16 protein-coding genes are annotated in these 18,136 nt (G+C 75.0%); 8 read left to right on the top strand and 8 right to left on the bottom strand.

The genetic code is table 11. The features are described from left to right. Positions 1–191: 191 nt before the first annotated feature. Together V6U82_RS24400 and V6U82_RS24405 are read left to right on the top strand one after the other, a co-directional pair. Positions 192–506, top strand: a complete 315-nt coding sequence (locus V6U82_RS24400; protein ID WP_334464860.1) for a DivIVA domain-containing protein — start codon at positions 192–194, stop codon at positions 504–506. After that, on the top strand, positions 503–757 hold the full coding sequence (locus tag V6U82_RS24405) for a hypothetical protein (protein ID WP_013287870.1): 255 nt from the start codon (positions 503–505) through the stop codon (positions 755–757). The genes V6U82_RS24400 and V6U82_RS24405 overlap by 4 nt, the downstream gene beginning before the upstream one ends. A 13-nt stretch (positions 758–770) precedes the next feature. On the opposite strand, the gene V6U82_RS24410 is transcribed toward V6U82_RS24405, so the two are convergent. After that, a complete protein-coding gene (locus V6U82_RS24410; protein WP_334464863.1) occupies positions 771–1,622 on the bottom strand; it encodes an alpha/beta hydrolase in 852 nt (283 codons plus the stop codon). A 139-nt stretch (positions 1,623–1,761) separates the two neighbouring features. Here V6U82_RS24410 and V6U82_RS24415 point away from each other — a divergent pair, with 139 nt between their 5' ends. Further along, a complete protein-coding gene (locus V6U82_RS24415) occupies positions 1,762–2,505 on the top strand; it encodes an SDR family NAD(P)-dependent oxidoreductase (protein ID WP_128136657.1) in 744 nt (247 codons plus the stop codon). A 41-nt stretch (positions 2,506–2,546) separates the two neighbouring features. Here the strand turns inward: V6U82_RS24415 and V6U82_RS24420 are convergent, their stop codons facing one another. Together V6U82_RS24420 and V6U82_RS24425 are read right to left on the bottom strand one after the other, a co-directional pair. Beyond that, a complete protein-coding gene (locus tag V6U82_RS24420; protein ID WP_334464866.1) occupies positions 2,547–3,437 on the bottom strand; it encodes a L,D-transpeptidase in 891 nt (296 codons plus the stop codon). A 73-nt stretch (positions 3,438–3,510) separates the two neighbouring features. Further along, a complete protein-coding gene (locus V6U82_RS24425) occupies positions 3,511–4,953 on the bottom strand; it encodes an alpha-amylase (protein WP_334464868.1) in 1,443 nt (480 codons plus the stop codon). A 237-nt stretch (positions 4,954–5,190) separates the two neighbouring features. Here V6U82_RS24425 and V6U82_RS24430 point away from each other — a divergent pair, with 237 nt between their 5' ends. The 4 genes from V6U82_RS24430 to V6U82_RS24445 are packed head-to-tail and all read left to right on the top strand — an operon-like array spanning position 5,191 to position 10,004. After that, positions 5,191–6,945, top strand: coding sequence for a hypothetical protein (locus V6U82_RS24430; RefSeq protein ID WP_334464869.1), 1,755 nt, complete (start codon positions 5,191–5,193; stop codon positions 6,943–6,945). Next, positions 6,942–8,408 carry an NADH-quinone oxidoreductase subunit NuoF family protein gene (locus V6U82_RS24435; protein WP_128138956.1) on the top strand — a complete coding sequence of 489 codons (1,467 nt, stop codon included), beginning with the start codon at positions 6,942–6,944 and terminating at the stop codon, positions 8,406–8,408. The genes V6U82_RS24430 and V6U82_RS24435 overlap by 4 nt, the downstream gene beginning before the upstream one ends. 16 nt (positions 8,409–8,424) lie before the next feature. Then, entirely contained in the window at positions 8,425–9,012 is a 588-nt protein-coding gene (locus V6U82_RS24440; RefSeq protein ID WP_334464871.1) for a TlpA family protein disulfide reductase, read from the top strand. Then, the gene (locus V6U82_RS24445) at positions 9,009–10,004 is read left to right on the top strand and encodes a cytochrome c biogenesis CcdA family protein (protein ID WP_334464873.1); all 996 of its coding nucleotides are present in this window, start codon (positions 9,009–9,011) and stop codon (positions 10,002–10,004) included. Before V6U82_RS24440 ends, V6U82_RS24445 begins: the two co-directional genes overlap by 4 nt. Here V6U82_RS24445 and serS read toward each other — a convergent pair. The 5 genes from serS to V6U82_RS24470 all read right to left on the bottom strand — a co-directional run bounded on the left by serS (position 9,991) and on the right by V6U82_RS24470 (position 15,704). Continuing rightward, positions 9,991–11,274, bottom strand: a complete 1,284-nt coding sequence (gene serS, locus V6U82_RS24450; protein ID WP_120568601.1) for a serine--tRNA ligase — start codon at positions 11,272–11,274, stop codon at positions 9,991–9,993. The genes V6U82_RS24445 and serS overlap by 14 nt on opposite strands. A gap of 442 nt (positions 11,275–11,716) precedes the next feature. Next, entirely contained in the window at positions 11,717–12,889 is a 1,173-nt protein-coding gene (locus V6U82_RS24455) for a DNA polymerase III subunit beta family protein (protein WP_334464875.1), read from the bottom strand. Positions 12,890–12,920: 31 nt separating this feature from the next. Further along, complete coding sequence (locus V6U82_RS24460) at positions 12,921–14,096, bottom strand: saccharopine dehydrogenase family protein (protein ID WP_334464877.1); 1,176 nt, start codon at positions 14,094–14,096, stop codon at positions 12,921–12,923. 31 nt (positions 14,097–14,127) lie between these two features. Beyond that, entirely contained in the window at positions 14,128–15,264 is a 1,137-nt protein-coding gene (locus V6U82_RS24465; protein WP_334464879.1) for an alcohol dehydrogenase catalytic domain-containing protein, read from the bottom strand. Beyond that, the gene (locus tag V6U82_RS24470; RefSeq protein WP_334464880.1) at positions 15,261–15,704 is read right to left on the bottom strand and encodes a hypothetical protein; all 444 of its coding nucleotides are present in this window, start codon (positions 15,702–15,704) and stop codon (positions 15,261–15,263) included. The genes V6U82_RS24465 and V6U82_RS24470 overlap by 4 nt, the downstream gene beginning before the upstream one ends. A gap of 155 nt (positions 15,705–15,859) precedes the next feature. Between V6U82_RS24470 and V6U82_RS24475 the strand changes: the two genes are divergently transcribed. Continuing rightward, positions 15,860–18,136 (top strand): AAA family ATPase (locus V6U82_RS24475; protein WP_334464882.1); only part of this gene is annotated, 2,277 nt, incomplete at its 3' end.

Consider the following 18,136-nt stretch of genomic DNA (forward strand, 5'->3'; position numbering starts at 1 on the left):
CTGCACGATGAGTGAGTGGCCGGATCGGTTCGGTTAGCGAGCTTGTCGACCTGGGCCACGCGCTGTGCCCTGCTGACGTACTGCTGGTCGAAGGCTGCGGTGGCAGGTGCCGGGGTGGGTCCGCCGGTGCGGGGCGGGCCGACGGGCCCACCCCTTCCACGGTTCGATCTCGACGGTGAGGGGCAGGTCTCATGCGCGTCTTCCTTCGGCGTGTCCGGCGTCGCGGTCGGTCGGTCCTCGGATCGACCTGCTACCGCTCGTCGGCCTACCACCCGCTGCGTCCCTGGCAGGTCCGCGAGCGGAACTTCCGGACGACCCCGCTGGGCCGGCGCGGGCTCGACCCGCAGGAGGTGCGGGAGTTCCTCGACCGGGTCGCCGGTGACCTGGCCGCGGTCTACGACGCGCTGGCCCAGAGCCGCCGGGAGACCGACCGGATCAAGAACGCGCTGCGTCGCTGGCAGTCGGAGCAGGCCCAGGCCCGAAACGAACGGGGATACGACAGGTGACCGAGCGCTGGGTGATCCACCTGCCGGTCGTCGTCAACGACCTGCTCTCTGCTCAGCGGCTGGCCCGGGTGGTGGCGCACTGGACCCACGTCCTGCCACAGACCGAGCCCGGCGGCACCACGGTCTCGGCGGAGGACGACCAGAACGTCCGGCACTGGGTGTTCTGCGACCGGTTGCTGCCCGGTGGGCAGCGGTGTCTGCTCCGGCCCGGACACGACGGTGAGTGCTCCCGGCGGTTCCGGCCGCGATGAGCGCCCGCCGTGGTCAGCGCCGTCGAGGGGCCTCGGCGACCACCGTCGGGGAGAACTCGTTCGCCGCCTCGACCGCCCACTCCAGCGCGTAGTCCGCCTCCTCCTCCCAGCCCGGTTCGCCGCCGACGAAGTGCGACCGGCCGGGGAACTCCCGGTAGCCGGTGAGCGCCGTGGAACTCCGGTAGAGGTTCGCGATGCTGCTCGCGAGTGACGCGGGCACCACGTGGTCCTCGCCGCCCGCGGTGATCAGCAGCGGGGCGCGGTCGCTGCGCTTCTTGTCGATCTCGGTGGCCGAGTTCGGGTCCAGGTTGGCGAACGCGGCCTCGAACAGCACGTGCCCGGCGCCCGGTACGGCGTACCGCTCCCAGGCGGCGTCGGACTGCTCCTGGCTGATCGTGTTGCCGAAGGCGTACCGGAAGTCCTCCGGGGTGAACGGCACGGCCCGGTGCCGGTTGGCCGGGTTGTGCAGGATCGAGTACCCGGAGCGCAGCGTGCTGGGCGGCAGCTTGAGCACGCCCCGTACCGGCGCGGGGTGCACGGCGACCACCGCGGCGCCGAGGCGCCGGTCCAGCAGCAACTGGGCGATCAGGCCGCCGAACGAGTGGCCCATGATGATCGGCGGGCGCGGCAGGTCCCTGATGATCGCCTCGTAGTGGTCCGCGATGTCGGCGATGCGCTGCGCGGCGATCGGCGCCGGGTCGGCCCGCAGCTCCTCGACCTCCCGGTCCATGCCGGGCCAGGCGGGCGTGAGCACCTGGAAGCCGCGCGCGGCGTACCGCTGCGCCCAGTGCTCCCAGCTTCGTGAGGTCATCCAGAGGCCGTGGATGAGAACGATCGTGTCGACCCGTCCGGTCGGTGCGCTCATGTCTGGTCTCCCCGTTTCGCCGCTGGACGGCCCGCGCGTACCCGGACTGGGTGCCGGCAATCCTGTCTGATCGGCCGGACAGGAAATGGGCGGGTGACCCGGATGATCAGCGTCCTGAGTCGACTGTCAGGATGGCGGCATGGCGGTCAGACTTGCCGACAGGGTTGCCCTGGTGACGGGCGGGAGCCGGGGCATCGGTGCCGCCGTCGCGCGCCGACTGGCCGAGGACGGCATCCACGTCGCGTTCACCTACCGCACCGCGGAGGACAGCGCGAAGTCCGTGGTGGCCGAGATCGAGGCGTACGGCCGGACCGGCCTGGCCATCAATGCGGACAGCACCGACGCGACGGCCGTGGTCGGCGCCGTGGAGCGGACCGTCGCCGAGTTGGGGCGGTTGGACATCCTGGTCAACAACGCCGGGGTGTTCGCGGGTGGGCCGATCGAGTCGGTCAGCCTCGACGCCCTGGACCGGGCGATCGCGGTGAACGTGCGCGGGGTCTACCTCGCCACCCAGGCGGCGGTGCGCCACATGGGTGCCGGCGGGCGGATCGTCAACATCGGTAGCAGCTTCGCCAGCCGTGTCCCGGCTCCGGGGGTGAGCGCGTACGCGATGACCAAGAGCGCCGTGAACGGGCTGACCCGGGCGCTCGCCCGCGAGCTCGGTCCGCGTGGGATCACCGTCAACCTGATCCTGCCCGGCTCGACCGACACCGACATGAACCCGGCGGACAGCGCGGGCGCGGACGGGCAGCGGTCGCACATCGCCCTCGGCCGGTACGCGGCTCCGGAAGACGTGGCGGCGACTGTCAGTCACCTGGTGGGCGTCGGCGGACGGCACATCACCGGCGCGTCGATCGCGGTCGACGGTGGCGCGACGGCCTGAGCCGATCCAGGCCGACGGCCGGGCGGCTGGGCTGAGACCCGTCAGGGCAGGCGGTCGACCACCACGAAGGCGGTGCCCGGCTCCACCTCGGTCAGGAGCAGGCGCTGGGCGCTGCGGGTCAGCCGGATGCAGCCGTTGGTGACGTTCTTGCCGAGCGTGTCGTCGTTGTACCAGCTGTGCAGTCCGATGTGGGCGCCACGCAGCCCGGTCGGCACCGCGTCCGGGTCGTCGGGGATCGCGCCGAGGGCGAAGATGTCGACGCCGCCGTAGACGGCCTCCGGCGGCGGGGTGCGGCCCAGCACGAACGTGCGGCCCAGCGGGGTGAGCTGCCCGGACATGCCGAGGCTGACCGGCCAGGTGCGCATCGCGCGCCCGTCCCGGCTCCAGGTGAGGCGGTGGGTGCGCCGTTCCACCACGATCTGGTCGCGCAGCACCACCGTGGTCCAGCCACCGGACGGCAGCCAGGCGATGGTGCGGTTGGCCGACGGCAGCAGCACCGCCGTCCAGCCGGAGCGGCGGTCGACGATCGGCACGGTGAGCCGTACGCCGCTGATGGTCGGCGCGAGGAACGCCAGCGGACGGCCGCCCGGCGCGTCGTACGCGGCCACGTTCCGGTTCGGGCGCAGCCCCTCGCTCAGCGGGCGGGTGTCGGCCGGGTCCGGGTCGGGCGGGAAGCCGCGCGGCGCAGGGTCGTAGGTGACCACCGGCAGGTCGTCCGGCGGCGGCGCGGCGGGCGGCACCGACTCCTGCGGGGACGGGCTCGGCGCGGCGGTCGTGGCCGGTGGAGCGGCGGCGGGCGGCGCGGACGGGCGCGCGGGCGTGACGGTGAGCGCGCGGCCGACCAGCAGCGCGGTGACGAGCAGCAGCGGTACGGCGAGCGCGGCGATCAGCCAGCCGGGAGGCCGACGTGTAACGAACCGGTCGAACAGCACGAAACCGACTGTAACCGACCGGAAGCCCCCGTACCCGATACTGCGGGTACGAGGGCTTCGCGGCCCGGATGGATCAGCTCAGCTTCGCGCCGATGTGGATGGCGATCGCGTCGTGCGCGGGGACGTTCGCGGCGAACCAGCCGGACGAGTCCACCGTGATCACCGGGCCACTGCACGAGCCGTTGCTGAACGTGCCGTGGACGACGTCGCAGTAGCGGCCCGCCGGCAGCCCGGTGTAGTACGACCGGCCGTTCACGGCGGTGTCCTCGTCGTTGAGCGTCAGGTAGCCCTTGCCGGTACGGCTGAACGCGATGTGCTGGTAGCCGTTGTCGTACCAGTTGGAGACCCCGGCGCCCTCGGTGGCGTTGCGGAAGCCGACCATGTTGGCGATGACCGGCCAGCGGTGCTCGCACTCCCAGCCCGAGTAGCAGGTGACGTTGGTGATCCGGTTGCTGCCGTCGGCGGGCGGGCCCTGGTCCCGGCCGCTGTACGTGAAGCTCGACATGACCGCCGGGGTGCCGTACGGCCAGGCGAGCATGAACGCGTTGGCGAGCGCGTACGTGCCCCGGTTGCGGTAGGTCAGCACTCCGCCCTCGCGCTGCGTGTCGTGGTTGTCGGTGAAGACCACCGCCTTCGCGCTCGACAGGTAGCCCCAGGACTCGCCGAAGTTCTTCAGGTACGCGAGCCGCTCGTTGTTGAACATCCGGGCCAGGTCCTTGCCGTACCGGAACTCGTGCACGTCACCGTTGCCGGTGTACTCGGTCGGCTGGACCGGCTCGCCCGCGCCGTAGATGACCTCCTGCACCAGGTACGCGCTGCGGGACAGTTTCGCCTTGATCGCGGCGATGTCGGCGGCCGGCATGTGCTTGCTGCCGTCCAGCCGGAAACCGTCGACGCCGAGCGAGAGCAGGTCGTTGAGGTAGGCGGCCAGCCGGCCGCGCACGTACTCCGACTCGGTCTTGAGGTCGGCGAGGTTGACCAGCTCGCAGTTCTGCACCTCGTACCGGTCGTTGTAGTTGGCGATGTCGTTGTTGCCGTTGCGGCCGCAGTAGTGGAAGTCCTGTGCGGAGTAGACGCCCGGGTAGTTGTAGTGGCCGTACGACGACCCGGCCCAGCCGGTGCCGCCGTTGTCCTGGCCGGACATGTGGTTGACCACGGCGTCGACGATCACCTTGACGCCCGCGGCGTGGCACGTGTTCACCATGGACTGGAACTGCGCGCGGGTGCCCTTGCGGGACTCGATCCGGTAGCTGACCGGCTGGTACGACACCCACCATGGGCTGCTGTTGACGTGCTCCTGCGGCGGGGACACCTGCACGTAGCCGTAGCCCTTCGGGCCCAGCGTGCTGGTGCACTCGGCGGCCACCGAGGTCCAGTTCCACTCGAAGAGCTGGACGATCACCTTCTTGGTGCCGGGGGCGGCGGCGGCCGGGGGTGCCGCCGCGGTGACGGGGACGAGCAGGCTCGCGGCCAGACTCAGGGCGAGCGCGGCGGCGCGGCATCGGCGTCGATGCATCAGGACTCCTGCGGGGTGCGGGGATGCGGGGGAGTGGAGCCTGGATCAGTGCTGGCTTCTTGCAAGCCAGACTGAAATTTTGCGGCAAGGTTACGAGCCTGTTGCAAAGTCTGTCAACGTATGGGCATCCGTCGTTGCGTCAGGCGCTACACGCGCGTCCGGTCCGGACGGTTCGAGAATCCGGCCGAGAAATTCGCCACCGAAGGTGATCCGTCCGCGCCGTCCCTCCGTACCTGAGTGGGGAGCAGGGTCGGCCGGTGGGGGCGCCGCCGCGAGACGATCGAGGAGCAGATGGCCCGGGCACAGCAGAACGAGAAGGCGACGACCGTCCGGACCACCACCACCAGCCGTGGTGCCCGGACGATGTCGAAGTCCGCGATGGTGGCGCTGACCGCCTCCGCACTCGGCCTCGCGTGGGCGGGTGTGGAGCTGGCCGGCGCCGGCGGCGTCATGTACTCGTACGGATTCTTCTTCACCGAGTTCTTCGCCGGGGTGGTCGCCCTGGTCTCGCTCAGCATCACAGTGATGCTGGGCCTGCTCGCCACCGACCGCCTGGTGCTGCTCATCCGGCACCGCGTGCTGCTCCAGTCGGCGCACCGCGCCACCGGCGTGCTCGGCGTGGCCGGGCTGGTCTTCCACGTCATCACCAAGGTCGCGATCGGCCGGGCCGGGCCGACCGACGCGGTGGTGCCGTTCCTCAGCGGCAGCGGCCTCTACGTCGGGCTGGGCACCGTCGCCGCGCTGCTGATGGTGGGCGTGCTCTGGACCGGCATCGTCCGGGTCCGGTTCGCCGGCGTCGGCCCGAAGTGGTTCTGGCGCGCACTGCACTCGATGGCGTACGTGTCCTGGCCGTTCGCGCTGGTGCACGGCCTCAACGCCGGCCGCCCGGCGGCCGGCTGGGTGGTGCTGAGCTACCTCGCCTGCGTGGTGCTCGTGGTGATGGCGCTGATGGTGCGCGTCTCGGTCCACCTCGGCAAGCGCAGCCGCGAGCAGCACCAGGCGGTCGCGCTCAACAAGGCGATGGCCGGCAAGGCCGAGGAGCGTACCGGCGTGTTCGCCGCGCTCACCCGCAAGAAGGCCGGCGACAAGGAGGACAGCGGCGCCGGCCGGGGCCGCTGGGCCGAGGCGACCGCCACCTGGACCGCCCCGGCCGGCACCGCCCGGCGACGCGATCCGGAGCGGTTCGCCGTACCCGTGGTGCCGGAACCCGGATCGTTGCGCGAGCCGGTCCGCGCCGCCGCCGCCCGGCGGCGCGACGCCGAGCCGGACGCGCCCGCCCGGCGTGCCCGGACCCAGGAGGCGCCCGCCCGGCGGCGCGACGAGGAGCGCGAGCCCGTCGTCCGCGCCCGGGACGAGGAGGCGGCGCCCGCACGCCGGACCGACGGCGAGCGGTCCCGCCGCCGTCGCCGCGACGACGAGGATCGCGTGACCCGCCGGTCCCGGACCGAGGAGCGAGTGAGCCGCCGGGCCCGCGACGACGAGGACCTGGTCGCCCGGTACTCAGCGCCGCCGGAGAGCGGCGGCCGGCACTCCGCGCCCCCGGACACCGGTGGTCGGCACTCCGCACCCCCGGACAGCGGCCGGTACGCCACCGCGGCCGAGGTGGCCCGCTACTCCGCGCCGCCGCGCGCGACCGACGAGCCGGAGGAGCCGTGGGACAGCCCGCGCCGCTGGGAGACCAACCCGATCTCCGGTGAGCCGATCTCGGCCGGCCCGATCTCCGGCACCCCCCTCTCGGCTGAACCGCTCAGCGGATCCGGCCGCCGCTACCGGGACGAGGAGGACGTGCCGGAGGAGCCGGACTACTGGCGCCCGCCGGCCCGCTACGCCGCCGACGAGGCGTTCGTCGACGACACCCCGACGCTCGTCGACCTCGCCTCCCGCCGGGCGATGCGCGCGGGCAAGGAGAGCCGGTCCGGCCGTCGCAAGCGGGCCGACGCGGACGCGGTCGACGGCGCGTACTGGGCCGGTCTGCGGGGTGAGGCCCGGTGAAACGCACGACGGTCCCGCCGGTCGCCTGCGTCGGCGAGCCCCGCCTGACCGCCGGGTTCGCCGAGTTCGGCCGGCTCGACCTGCTGGCCCACGAGGAGGTGCACGGCCCGATCGGCCCGATGGAACCGGCGGCGCTGCTGCGGCTCGCCGAGGCGATCGACCTCAAGGGCAAGGGCGGCGCGGGTTTCCCGTTCGCCCGCAAGCTGCGTGCGGTGCTGGAGTCCTGCGAGCGGCAGGACCTGGCCGCCGTGGTGGTGGTCAACGCCACCGAGGGGGAGCCGGCGAGCTGGAAGGACAAGGTGCTGCTCACCCGCGCCCCGCACCTCATCCTGGACGGTGCCGCGCTCGCCGCGTTCGCGCTCGACGCCGAGGAGATCGTGATCGGGGTGGCCGACGACGACGTGGGCCGGCCCTCGCTGACCGAGGCGTTGCAGGAACGGCGGATGCCGGTGCCCACCACCATCGTCACGGTGCCGCACCGGTTCATCTCCGGTGAGGGCGGCGCGCTCGTCAACGGCATCAACGGCCTGCCGCACATCCCGCCCGGCACGAAGAAGCGCTCCAGCGACTCCGGCGTGGGCGGGCTGCCCACGCTGCTGTCCAACGCCGAGACGTACGCCCAGCTCGCCGTCGCCGCCCGGATCGGCCCGTACGAGTACGCCGCGCTCGGCACCGACGACGAGCCGGGCACCGTGCTGCTCACCGTCACCGGGTCCGCCAAGCGCCCCGCCGTGGTGGAGTGCGCCGCCGGCACCCCGCTGCGCGAGATCCTCGACCTGTGCGAGGTGCCGCCCGGGCCGGGCATCCTGATGGGCGGCTACCACGGCAAGTGGATCACCGCGGCTGCCGCCGAGCGGGCCGAGGTGTCCCGCAAGGGGCTCACCGCCGTGGGCGGCACGCTCGGCGCCGGCATCATCGTGCCGCTCGGCGCCGACACCTGCCCGCTCGGAGAGGCCGCGCAGGTGGTGCGGTACCTGGCGGGCGAGTCCGCCGGGCAGTGCGGCCCGTGCAAGATGGGCCTGCCCGACCTGGCCCGCTCGGTCGACCTCGCGGTCTCCGGCAGCGCACCGGTCGAGCTGGTCCGGGCCGCGGCCGGCGACGTCAAGGGACGCGGCGCGTGCAGCCACCCGGACGGCACCGCCCGGTTCGCACTGTCCGCCATGGAGGTGTTCGCCGACGACCTGCGGCTGCACGCCACCGGCGAGGGCTGCGGCAAGCGGGTCAAGGGCATGATGGGCCTGCCCGGCGCGCCGGACGCCAACCCGCAGAAGCTCACTCTGGACTGGTCGCGCTGCGACGGGCACGGGCTGTGCGCGCACGTGGTGCCCGACTTCATCCGGCTCGACGGCAACGGCTACCCGGCGTTCCCGCCCACACCGGTGCCGACGTGGCTGCGCGAGGGCGCGCTCAAGGCGGTCAAGGTCTGTCCCGAACTCGCGCTCCGCCTGGTCCGGGCCGAGTAGATCCCAGGAGCCGCCGATGCGTACCGCCGTTCGTGTCACCGTCGCCGCCCTGCTGGCCCTCTTCGCCGCGACCGCCTGCGCGGCCGGGCCCGAGGGCGGTGCACCGGCGGGCGCGGTGGCCACCGCGTCCCCGGCTCCTGCGTCTCCGGCCGCCGTGTCTCCGGCCGCCGCGCCGGCGTCCGCGTCACCCGCCCCGGTGCCGGCCACGCTGTCGTTCACCGGCAAGACCCTCGACGGTACGGCGTTCGACGCCGCCGCCCTGGCCGGGCGGCCGGTCGTGCTGTGGTTCTGGGCGCCCTGGTGCGCCACCTGCGCCAGCCAGGCGTGGACGGTGGCCGAGATCGCCCCCGCCTACCGCGACACGGTCCCGATCGTCGGCGTCGCCGGGCTCGGCGAGCAGAAGGCGATGAAGTCGTTCGTCACCGAGTTCGACCTGGGCGGCACGACACAGATCGACGACCGGGCGGGCGCGCTGTGGCGCCGGTTCAAGGTGGCCGAACAGAGCACGTTCGTCGTCCTGGACCGCACCGGCCGGGTCGTCCACCAGGGATTCCTGGACGGCGAGGCGCTGACCCGGCAGGTCGAGACGCTGGCCCGGGGATGACCGGCGCGCTGCTGCTCGCCCTGACCGCCGGCATGCTCGGCGCGGTCAACCCGTGCGGCTTCGCGATGCTGCCCGCGTACCTCTCGTTGCTCGTCGCCGGCCCCGACGGCGGGCGCGGCGCGGTCGGCCGCGCGCTCACCGCGACGGCCGGGCTGACCCTCGGGTACGTGCTGGTGTTCGGCGCGTTCGGGCTGGCCCTGGCACCGGCGGCGGACTGGCTGCGGCCCCGGCTGCCGTGGCTCACAGTGACGCTCGGCGTGCTGCTGGCGCTGGCCGGGTGCTGGCTGCTCGCCGGCAAGCGGCTGCCCGCGCCGCGCCCGTTGCGCGTCGCGCCCCGGCTCACCCGCACCTGGCCGTCCATGGCGCTGTTCGGCGCGGCGTACGCGCTCACGTCGCTGACCTGCGCGATCGCGCCGTTCCTGGCGATCGTGGTGACCAGCCTGCGGGCCGGGTCGCCGCTGCGCGGGCTGGCGCTGTTCGGGGCGTACGCGCTCGGGATGGCGCTCGTGGTCGGGGTGGCCGCGCTCGCCGTGGCGCTGCTGCGCGGGCGGGTCGTGGCCCGGTTGCGCGGTGCCGGCGCGTGGGTGCCGCGACTGAGCGGCCTGGTGCTGCTGGTCGCGGGCGGCTACGTCGCCTGGTACGGCTGGTACGAGGTACGCCTCGCCCAGGGCCGCTACGACGCCTTCACCGACCCGGTCGTCCGCACCGCCACCGCCGTCCAGCAGACCGTGGTGAACGCCGTCGACACGGTGGGCCCCGCCGCCCTGGCGGCCCTCCTGGCCGCGCTCCTCCTAGCCGCCCTCACCCTCACCCGCCCCCGCCCCCGCACCCGCCCCCGCCCCCGCTCCCTCTCCCGCCATCTTGCAGTTGGTGCCCGGGCGGAAGGGGTGAAGCGGACTTCTCGCGGGCCGGAAGTGCAAGATCGCGGGGGAGTGGCGGGTGTGGCGGGTGCGGCGGGGACGGAGGCGGAGGAGTGGGTCAGCGCGGGGTGAGGCGGTCGGTGCCCAGCTTGTCGCGGAGGACCTCCGGGACCACCACCGAGCCGTCGGGCTGCTGGTGCTGCTCCAGGATGGCCGGGAACAGGCGGCTGGTGGCGAGCGCCGAGCCGTTGAGCGTGTGCACGAAACGGGTCTGCTTCGCGCCCGGCTCGCGGTAGCGGATCGCCGCCCGGCGGGCCTGGTAGTCACCGGCCCAGGAGACCGACGACACCTCCTTGTACTTGCCGGTGCTCGGCATCCACACCTCGACGTCGAGCGTCTTCTTCATCGAGGCGCTCGCGTCGCCGGCGGCGAGCAGGCTGGTCTGGAAGTGCAGACCGAGCTTGCCGACCAGACCCTCGACGTGCCCGACCATCGCCTCCAGCGCCTCGCCCGCCTGCTCCGGCAGCGTGAACTGGAAGATCTCCACCTTGTTGAACTGGTGGCCGCGCACGGTGCCGCGCTCGTCGGAGTGCGAACCGGCCGCCTCGCGCCGGTAGCACGGCGTGTACGCGAACGCCTTCAACGGCAGCTTCGGCGTCTCCAGGATCTCGTCCTGGTACGCGCCGAGAATCGCCGTCTCCGCGGTGGGCAGCAGGAACTGGCCGCGTGAGGACGACTGCTTGTCGATGTGGTAGACGTCGTCGTGGAACTTCGGGAACTGCCCGGCGGCGAAACCGGCGCTCTCCAGCAGCAGGTGCGGCGGGAGCAGGAACTCGTAGCCGGCCTGGATGTTCTGCTCGATCAGCCAGTTCACCAGCGCCCACTCCAGCCGGGCGCCGAGACCGGTGTACATCCAGAAGCCCGAGCCGCCGAGCTTGACGCCCCGCTCGTGGTCGACCAGGCCGAGCGCACGGCTCAGCTCCACGTGGTCGCGTACCTTCTCGATGGCCGGCGCCTCGCCGAACGTGCGCACCACCCGGTTGGCCTCCTTGCCCCCGGCGACCACGTCGTCGGCGGGCAGGTTCGGCAGCTCGCTCATCGCCGAGCGCAGCCGGGACTGCACCTCGTCGAGCTGGGACTCCAGCTCCGCGAGCTGCTTGCGCTCGGCCTCCGGGGCGACCGGCTGCGGCGTGCCGCCGGACCGTTTCGCCTCCGCGTACGCGCGCGCCTCGGCCTTGCGGCGCTGCCGCTCGGCGTCGATCTCCGTGATCAGGGCGCGCCGCTCCTGGTCGAGCCGCTGGATGTCGTCCAGCGCCCGGGTGACCTCGGCGGGATCCAGTCGCTTCGCCAGCGCGGTCGCCACCGCCTCGCGATCCTTCCGGATCAACTCCATGTCGAGCATGCTGCTCGTACGCCTCCGTCCAGGCAGTCAGGTGGGACCTCCAGATGCTACCGTCGCGCCCCCGCCGCCCCGGCCCGGCCCGCGCAGCCCGCCGCCGCGGTGCCCTTCCCGATGACGGTGCGTGGTGGTTGAGCCGTTGACAGGGTGTGCTCACACTCTGTGATGGTGCGCTGATGCCCGCGCTGGCCCCCTTCCGCTTGCCGGCCCGTTGACCTGGTCAATCTCGCGGATCCGCTCTCCGGCCGACATGGCCCTTCGGCGACTTTGCTCTGCAGCCACCGACGCGGCGTTCGACGGAGCGTCAGCGTTGCGCGGATGGCTGCAGAGCAAAGTGCGCGAGGGGTGAAGGGTGGGGGCGGCGGCGTGGTCACGCACGGTCACTGATTCCTGTCGCGTGTGGTGCGGGGCCGGGACCTGCGAACGCGGGCCCAAGACCGGAGCGTCAGAGGCGTACCGGCATCAGGACCGAGAAGGCGTGCGCGTCGTCGGCCCGTCGCACGGCCAGCGGGGCGATCGGGCCGTCCAGTTCCAGCACGAGCTGGCCGTCGCCGGTCCCCAGCGCGTCCAGCAGGTACTCCCGGTTCACCGCCACCCGAAGCGCATCCGGGCCACCCGGGCCGCCCACGCCCGCCCCGCCGCCCACGCCCGCCCCGCCGCCCACGCCCGCCGCGCCGCCCACGCCGTCGCCGTCGGTCACAGCGTTCGGGTCGACCAGGCGCAGCTCGCCCCGGCCGTCCAGGCCGAGCGCCACCACCTCGTGCTCGACGCCCTCGTGCGCGCGGTGGCAGACCGGGACGCCGTCGGCGGTGAGCGCCGCGCGCAGCGCCGCGCCGTCGAACGGGATCCGGTACGCGGGCACGTCGCCGAGTTGCGCCCGCAGCAGCCGCCGGTAGTCAGGGAAGTCGTACGGCAGCGGGTCGGCGGTCACCGGGCGGCCCGCCACCGTGACCGTCACCCGGTCGGCGGCGACGACCACCTCGGCGGTCCCCGCACTTTCGGCGCCCAGCAGCGCGCGGAGTTCGTCCACCGATGCCACCGGCAGCAGCGCGCTCACCGGCGGGCCGCCGACGGTCCCGGCGACCCGGGCCACCGCCAGCCGGTGCCGGTCGGTGGCGACCAGCCGGACACCGTCCGGCTCGACCTCCACCAGCACGCCGGACAGGACCGGCAGGTCGGGGTCGGCGCCGACGGCGAAGCGTACGGCGTCCACGGCGGCGGCGAGGTCGGTGCGGGACAGCACGAGGCGGGTGGTCACGACGGTCTCCTCCGGGTCGATCAGGCTGCGGATCCGGGAAAGTTCGCGACGGGCGTCGGCCAGGCCGTCCTCCAGGCGGCGCAGGTGCGCGTCCAGCAGCCGGTGCACCTCGGCCGGCCGGTGCCGGTGCCGCAGCGCCTCGGCGATGCCGGCCAGCGGCATCCCCACCCGGCGCAGCCCGGCCACCAGCCGGGCCGGGTCCACCTGCTCCTCGGTGTACCAGCGGTAGCCGGTCACCGGGTCCACCCGGGCCGGGGCCAGCACCCCGGAACGGTCGTAGAACCGCAGTGCGCTGACCGTCAACCCGCTGGCCCGGGCCAGTTCGCCGATGCTGCGAAGCTCGCTCTCCACGGCCGTCATCCTGTGACCTCAAGCGGGTCGAGGGTCAACCTCACGCCGGCAGGGTGCGGAACGTGATGCCGGCGCGTACCAGCCGGTCCAGCAGCGCGTCACCCATCGCCGCGACGGGCGTGACCTGCCCGGCGGTCTCCGGCAGGTCGTCGAAGGCCAGGCAGAGCGCCGACTCGGCGAGCATCTTGGCCGTCTCGTCGTAGCCCGGGTCGCCACCGGCCACCTCGGTCACCACCCGCCGCCCGCCGCCGGTGCCCACGAACCGCACCCGGAACCACGACCTGGCCCGCTGCTCGGCCGTCGGGCCCTGGCCGGAGGCGAGCCGCCCGAGCAGCCAGCGCCGCGTCGGCGCCACCTTCACCAGCCCCACCACACCGGCCAGCCCCACCCCGGCGACGAGCACCGTGGGCAGCCGCTTCATCGCCGCGAAGTGCCGGTAGCGGAAGTCCGGGCCGTACTCCGGGCGGGCCGCCGCGGACCGGCGGACCACCTGCGGGTCGATGGTGGGCAGCGGCACCGCCCACTGGCCGAACTCGCGTACCCGGCCGACCTTGCCCGGCACCGCGCGGACCCGGCGTCCGTCCGGGCCGGGCTCCATCGCCCGGCGGGCCCGCGCCGCGCGGCTCGTCTCACCGGTACGGGAGAACGCGGTGAGCGCCGAGTGGTACGTCCCGGCGGAGAACCGGCCACCGGCCCGGACGTACCCGTCCACGGCGATCGGCCCGTCGGCCGGCAGTTGCTTGACCGTGTACCAGACGCCCAGGTCGTGCGGGATCGAGTCGAAGCCGCAGGCGTGCACCAGGCGTGCCCCGGTGCGCACCGCCTCGGCGTGGTGCCGCACGTACATCCGGTCGACGAACTCCGGCTCGCCGGTGATGTCGAGGTAGTCGGTGCCGGCCGCGGCGCAGGCGGCCACCAGCGGCTCGCCGTGGTGCACGTACGGGCCGACCGTGGTCGCCACCACCCGGGCGCACTCCGCCACCGCGCGCAGCGACGCCGGGTCGGTCACGTCGGCGGTGAGCAGCGGGAGGTCGGCCAGGGCCGGGTCGATCGCGGCCAGCCGGTCCCGCACCGCGGCCAGCTTGTCCGGGTTGCGCCCGGCGAGTGCCCAGCGCAGCCGGTCCGGCGCGTGCCGGGCCAGGTACTCGGCGGTCAGCCCGCCGGTGAAGCCGGTGGCGCCGAACAGGACGAGGTCGTACGGACGGTCTGCGCGCATCCGCCGAGTGTGCCATCCACGGCGCTCACCTTCACGGTGTGAAGACCACCCGGACGCAGCCGTCGGCCCGGTCCCGGAACAACGCGTACCCCTCGGCGCCGTGCTCCAGCGGCATCCGGTGCGTGGCCAGATGCTCGGTGACCAGCTCGTCGCGGGCCATCCGCTCCAGCAGCGCCGGGATCGCGGCACCGCCCCGGCGCCGGGCGGCGCGGACCGCGAGCCCCTTGTCCGCGAGCGCGCCGAGCGGGAACCGGTCCACGAATCCGGGCCGGGCGTCGAGCACCACCACCACGCCGCCCTTGCGGCAGGCGTGCACCGCCTCGCGCAGCGCCGCCCCGCCGTCCGGCTCGGCCGCCGGCCACCGCACCGGCGCGGCCGGCACCCCGGAGGCGTCGACGCACACGTCCGGCCCCCGGCCGCCGCTGCGTTCGCGCAGTTCGGCGAGCACGTCGACGTACCTGTGGTTGAGCGCCTCCACGCCGTCGTGTCCGGTGACCATCCGCAGCCGGTCGTCCCGGTCGTCGACCACCACCACCCGGTCCGCGCCCCGGGCCACCGCCGCGCCGGCGGTGAGCTGACCGACCGCGCCCGCGCCCCACACCGCCACCACGTCCCCGGGGGCGACCTCGCCCAGCTCGGCGCCGTACCAGCCGACCGGCGCGGCGTCGGCCGCGAACACCGCCCGCTCGTCGCTCACCGACTCCGGTACGGCGAACGCGCCCACGTCGGCGTACGGCACCCGCACGTACTCGGCGTGACCACCGGCGAAGCCGCCCAGCCGGGCCGGACGGCCGTAACCACCGGCGGGCGGCTGCCCCCACTCCGGCTCGGCCGCCACGCCGCTCGTGCCGTTGTCGCAGCAGGCCGGCAGCCCTTGCCGGCAGAACCAGCACGCCCCGCACGCGACCGTCGCGCCCACCACCACCCGGTCCGCGACCCGGTGCCGGCGTACCTCCGGACCGACCTCGACCACGTCGCCGAGGAACTCGCGTCCGAGCACCTCCCCGGCGGACGCCTCGGGCACCTGCCCGGCCAGCAGCGGCAGGTCCGCGCCGCAGGTCGTGCTGCGCCGGACCCGGACGATCATGTCCTGGGCGTTGCGCAGCTCGGGGTCCGGGACACGGCGCACCTCCACGAAACCGGCCCCGGCCCAGCACAGCGCCCTCACGTCGGCGTCCCCGGCCGGTCCAGCGGTGAACGGTCCGCCCGCAGCACCTCGCCGGTCTCCAGGAGTTGTTTGGTCTGCCGTAGCACCTGGCGCAGGAACCGGCCCGGGTCGTCGCCGACCAGGTGCGCGGCGAACCCCGGGAGCGTGCACTCCCCGCCCAGCGGGCGGACCGCCAGCTCGGTGCCGCGCCCGCCGGGGGCCGGACGGGCCCACACCTCGACCGCGCCGTCGAGGCGCCGCAGCGGCTCGGGCCACCGCCCCGCCGGGAGCACCTGTTCGGGCGCCGCGGCCACCGTCACCACCTGCCACCGGCCCGGCCGCGGATCGGCGCCGGTTCGCCGCGCGCGGCGGCGGGCCAGCACCCGTGCGCCCGCCGGAGCGAGCACCCGTGCCCCCGCCAGCGCCAGCGCGCCGGCCGCCAGCCGTCTGCTCCGCGCCACCCGACCTCCCGCCGTTCCCCGGGCGGCCGGCGCTCCGGCCGGCCGCCCCGCGTGCCTACAGGGTGCGCGACGCCCGGGTGAGCGGGGTTCGCCCGGAAGGGGTGAACCGGCGCGGTCCGGGTAACCGCTGCCCGCACCGACGGGGGGAGGGACGCATGCCGGAGGAGGCCGACCAGGTCGTCACCGCGCCGAGCGGCACACGCGACATCACCGGTACGCCCGATCTGCTCACCACTGGCCTCGATTCACCCGATGTCGCCGGTGGTGCCCTGCCGGGCGGCCCGCCGTTGCTGGCGTCCCGGTTGACGCCGCCCGTGCCGCCCGAGCCGGTCCTGCTGCGTCCCCGCCTGCTGGACCGGCTCGATCAGGGCGCGTCGGGGCCGGTGACGCTCGTCTGCGCACCGGCCGGCTGGGGCAAGACGACGCTGCTGTCGACCTGGGCGCGGGGGGAGCGGGACGGGCCGGCGCCGGCCTGGCTGACGGTGGCCGAGGGGGAGACCACCCGGCGGTTCTGGGGCTACCTCGCGGCGGCCCTGCGTACCGCCGCCGCCGACGACCCGGACGACGGCCCGCCACCGGTGCCGGACGGACCGCCCCGGCCCGAGCAGCTCGAAACGCTCGCCGCCGCGCTCGCCGCACGGGAACGGCACGTGCTGCTGGTCCTGGACGACCTGCACCGGGTCACCGACCCGGCCGCCCTGACCGGGCTGGAGTTCCTGCTCCGGCACTCCGACGGCCGGCTGCGGCTGGTGGCCGGCGCGCGCAGCGAACCACCGCTGGCGCTGCACCGCTGGCGGCTGGCCGGCGAGCTGACTGTGATCGGCGCCGACGACCTGGCGTTCACCGCCGACGAGGTGGCCGACCTGCTCGTCGCGCACGGCGTGTCGGTGCCCGCCCCGGCGGTGGCCCGGCTGGCCGAGCGCACCACCGGCTGGCCCGCCGGGCTGCGCTTCGCCGCGCTCGCGCTCGGCGACGGCGCCGACCCGGCGCGCGCCGTGGAACGGTTCGCCGGTGACCAGCCGGACGTCGCCGCGTACCTGCGGGACGAGGTGCTCGCCCCGCTGGAACCGGCGACCCGCGACGTCCTGCGCCGGGTGGCGGTGGCCGTCGCGGTCCACGCCGACCTGGCGGCCGCGCTGACCGGGCGGCCCGACGCCGGGCACCTGCTCGCCGAGGCGGCCCGGGAGGGCGGTTTCCTCCACCAGGACGGCGGCAGCCCGCAGTGGTACCGGCCGCACCCGCTCCTGGCCGACGTGCTGCGCGACGAACTGGACCGGCTGCCCGCCGACGAGGTGCGCGAGCTGCACCGGCGGGCCGCCGGCTGGTACGCCGGCCACGACCGTCCGGCCGACGCGCTGCGGCACGCGCTTCTCGCCGGTGAGTGGGCCGGCGCCACCGAGCTGCTCGTCACCCGCTGGCCCGAGCTGGCGCCGGACGAACCGGCCGCCGTTCCGGCCCCACCCGAGCCGCCCGCCGAGGCGGTCCGCCGGGATCCGGAGCTGGCGCTGGCCGCGGCCGCCGAGCGGGCGTACGCCGGGGATCGGGCCGCCGCCGACGCGCAGCTGCGGCGCGCGCCGGCCGACGCCGCGGACCTGCCCGCGCCGCGCCGTGACCGGTTCGGCCGGCTGGCCGTCGCCGTGGAACTGAGCCTCGCCCGGCTCGGCGGCGACCACGAGGAGGTACGCCGGACCGCCGACCGCCTGCTGGCCACGATCACGGCGGAGGAGTCCCCGAGCGGCCCGGACGCCGGCAGTGCCGTCGCCGGTGATCCGCGCGCCGGGACGGCCGAGCGGGACGACGTGCGCGCGGTGGCCGGTGCCGCGCACGGGCTGGCCGCGCTCGCCGAGGGGGAGCTGTCCACCGCCCGGGACCACTTCGCCGCCGCGCGGGAGGCGGCGCGGCGGGCCGGGCGGCCGCGTACCGAGCTGCTCTGCGTCAGCCGCTCGGCCCTGCTGGAGGCGGCCCGGGGCGCGCTGCGGGCCGCCGAGGAGCTGGCCCGGGAGGCGCTGGCGATGCCGCCCTGCCAGGGCTGGTCGTCCCGGTCCGACTGCGGCTACGCGTACCTGGCGCTGGCGTTCGTGGACTGGCAGCGGGACCGGCCGGCGGAGGCCGCGGCCCACCTGGCGCTCGCCGGGCCGGCCGCCGCGGAGCCGGGCGGCGCCGCGCTCACCGCGCTGTGCCGGGCCGGGCTGCTCGCCGACGGCGGCGACCCGGGCGGTGCGCTGCGCATGCTCGCCGAGGCGCGGACCGCCGCGCCCGGCCCGGAGCTGGCCGAGTGGCTCGCCGCCGAGGAGGCGCAGCTACGCGCCGTCGTCGGTGACGTCGACGGCGCCCGGGCACTGCTCGACGCGGCGGGCGACGGCCCGGCGCCGGCGCTGGCGGCCGCGCGGCCGCGGCTGCGCGCCCGTGGCGCCCGGGCCGCCGGGCGGAGG

Origin of the sequence: Micromonospora sp. CPCC 205554, assembly GCF_036902745.1 — a bacterium.
In the GTDB taxonomy this organism is placed as follows: domain Bacteria; phylum Actinomycetota; class Actinomycetes; order Mycobacteriales; family Micromonosporaceae; genus Micromonospora; species Micromonospora tulbaghiae.

What these genes read in the sequence shown, in the direction of transcription:
- V6U82_RS24400 (WP_334464860.1), top strand. Translation starts at nt 192, where the DNA reads ATGCGCGTCTTCCTTCGGCGTGTCCGGCGTCGCGGTCGGTCGGTCCTC.
- V6U82_RS24410 (WP_334464863.1), bottom strand. Translation starts at nt 1,622, where the DNA reads ATGAGCGCACCGACCGGACGGGTCGACACGATCGTTCTCATCCACGGC.
- V6U82_RS24415 (WP_128136657.1), top strand. Translation starts at nt 1,762, where the DNA reads ATGGCGGTCAGACTTGCCGACAGGGTTGCCCTGGTGACGGGCGGGAGC.
- V6U82_RS24425 (WP_334464868.1), bottom strand. Translation starts at nt 4,953, where the DNA reads ATGCATCGACGCCGATGCCGCGCCGCCGCGCTCGCCCTGAGTCTGGCC.
- V6U82_RS24440 (WP_334464871.1), top strand. Translation starts at nt 8,425, where the DNA reads ATGCGTACCGCCGTTCGTGTCACCGTCGCCGCCCTGCTGGCCCTCTTC.
- V6U82_RS24445 (WP_334464873.1), top strand. Translation starts at nt 9,009, where the DNA reads ATGACCGGCGCGCTGCTGCTCGCCCTGACCGCCGGCATGCTCGGCGCG.
- serS (WP_120568601.1), bottom strand. Translation starts at nt 11,274, where the DNA reads ATGCTCGACATGGAGTTGATCCGGAAGGATCGCGAGGCGGTGGCGACC.
- V6U82_RS24455 (WP_334464875.1), bottom strand. Translation starts at nt 12,889, where the DNA reads ATGACGGCCGTGGAGAGCGAGCTTCGCAGCATCGGCGAACTGGCCCGG.
- V6U82_RS24460 (WP_334464877.1), bottom strand. Translation starts at nt 14,096, where the DNA reads ATGCGCGCAGACCGTCCGTACGACCTCGTCCTGTTCGGCGCCACCGGC.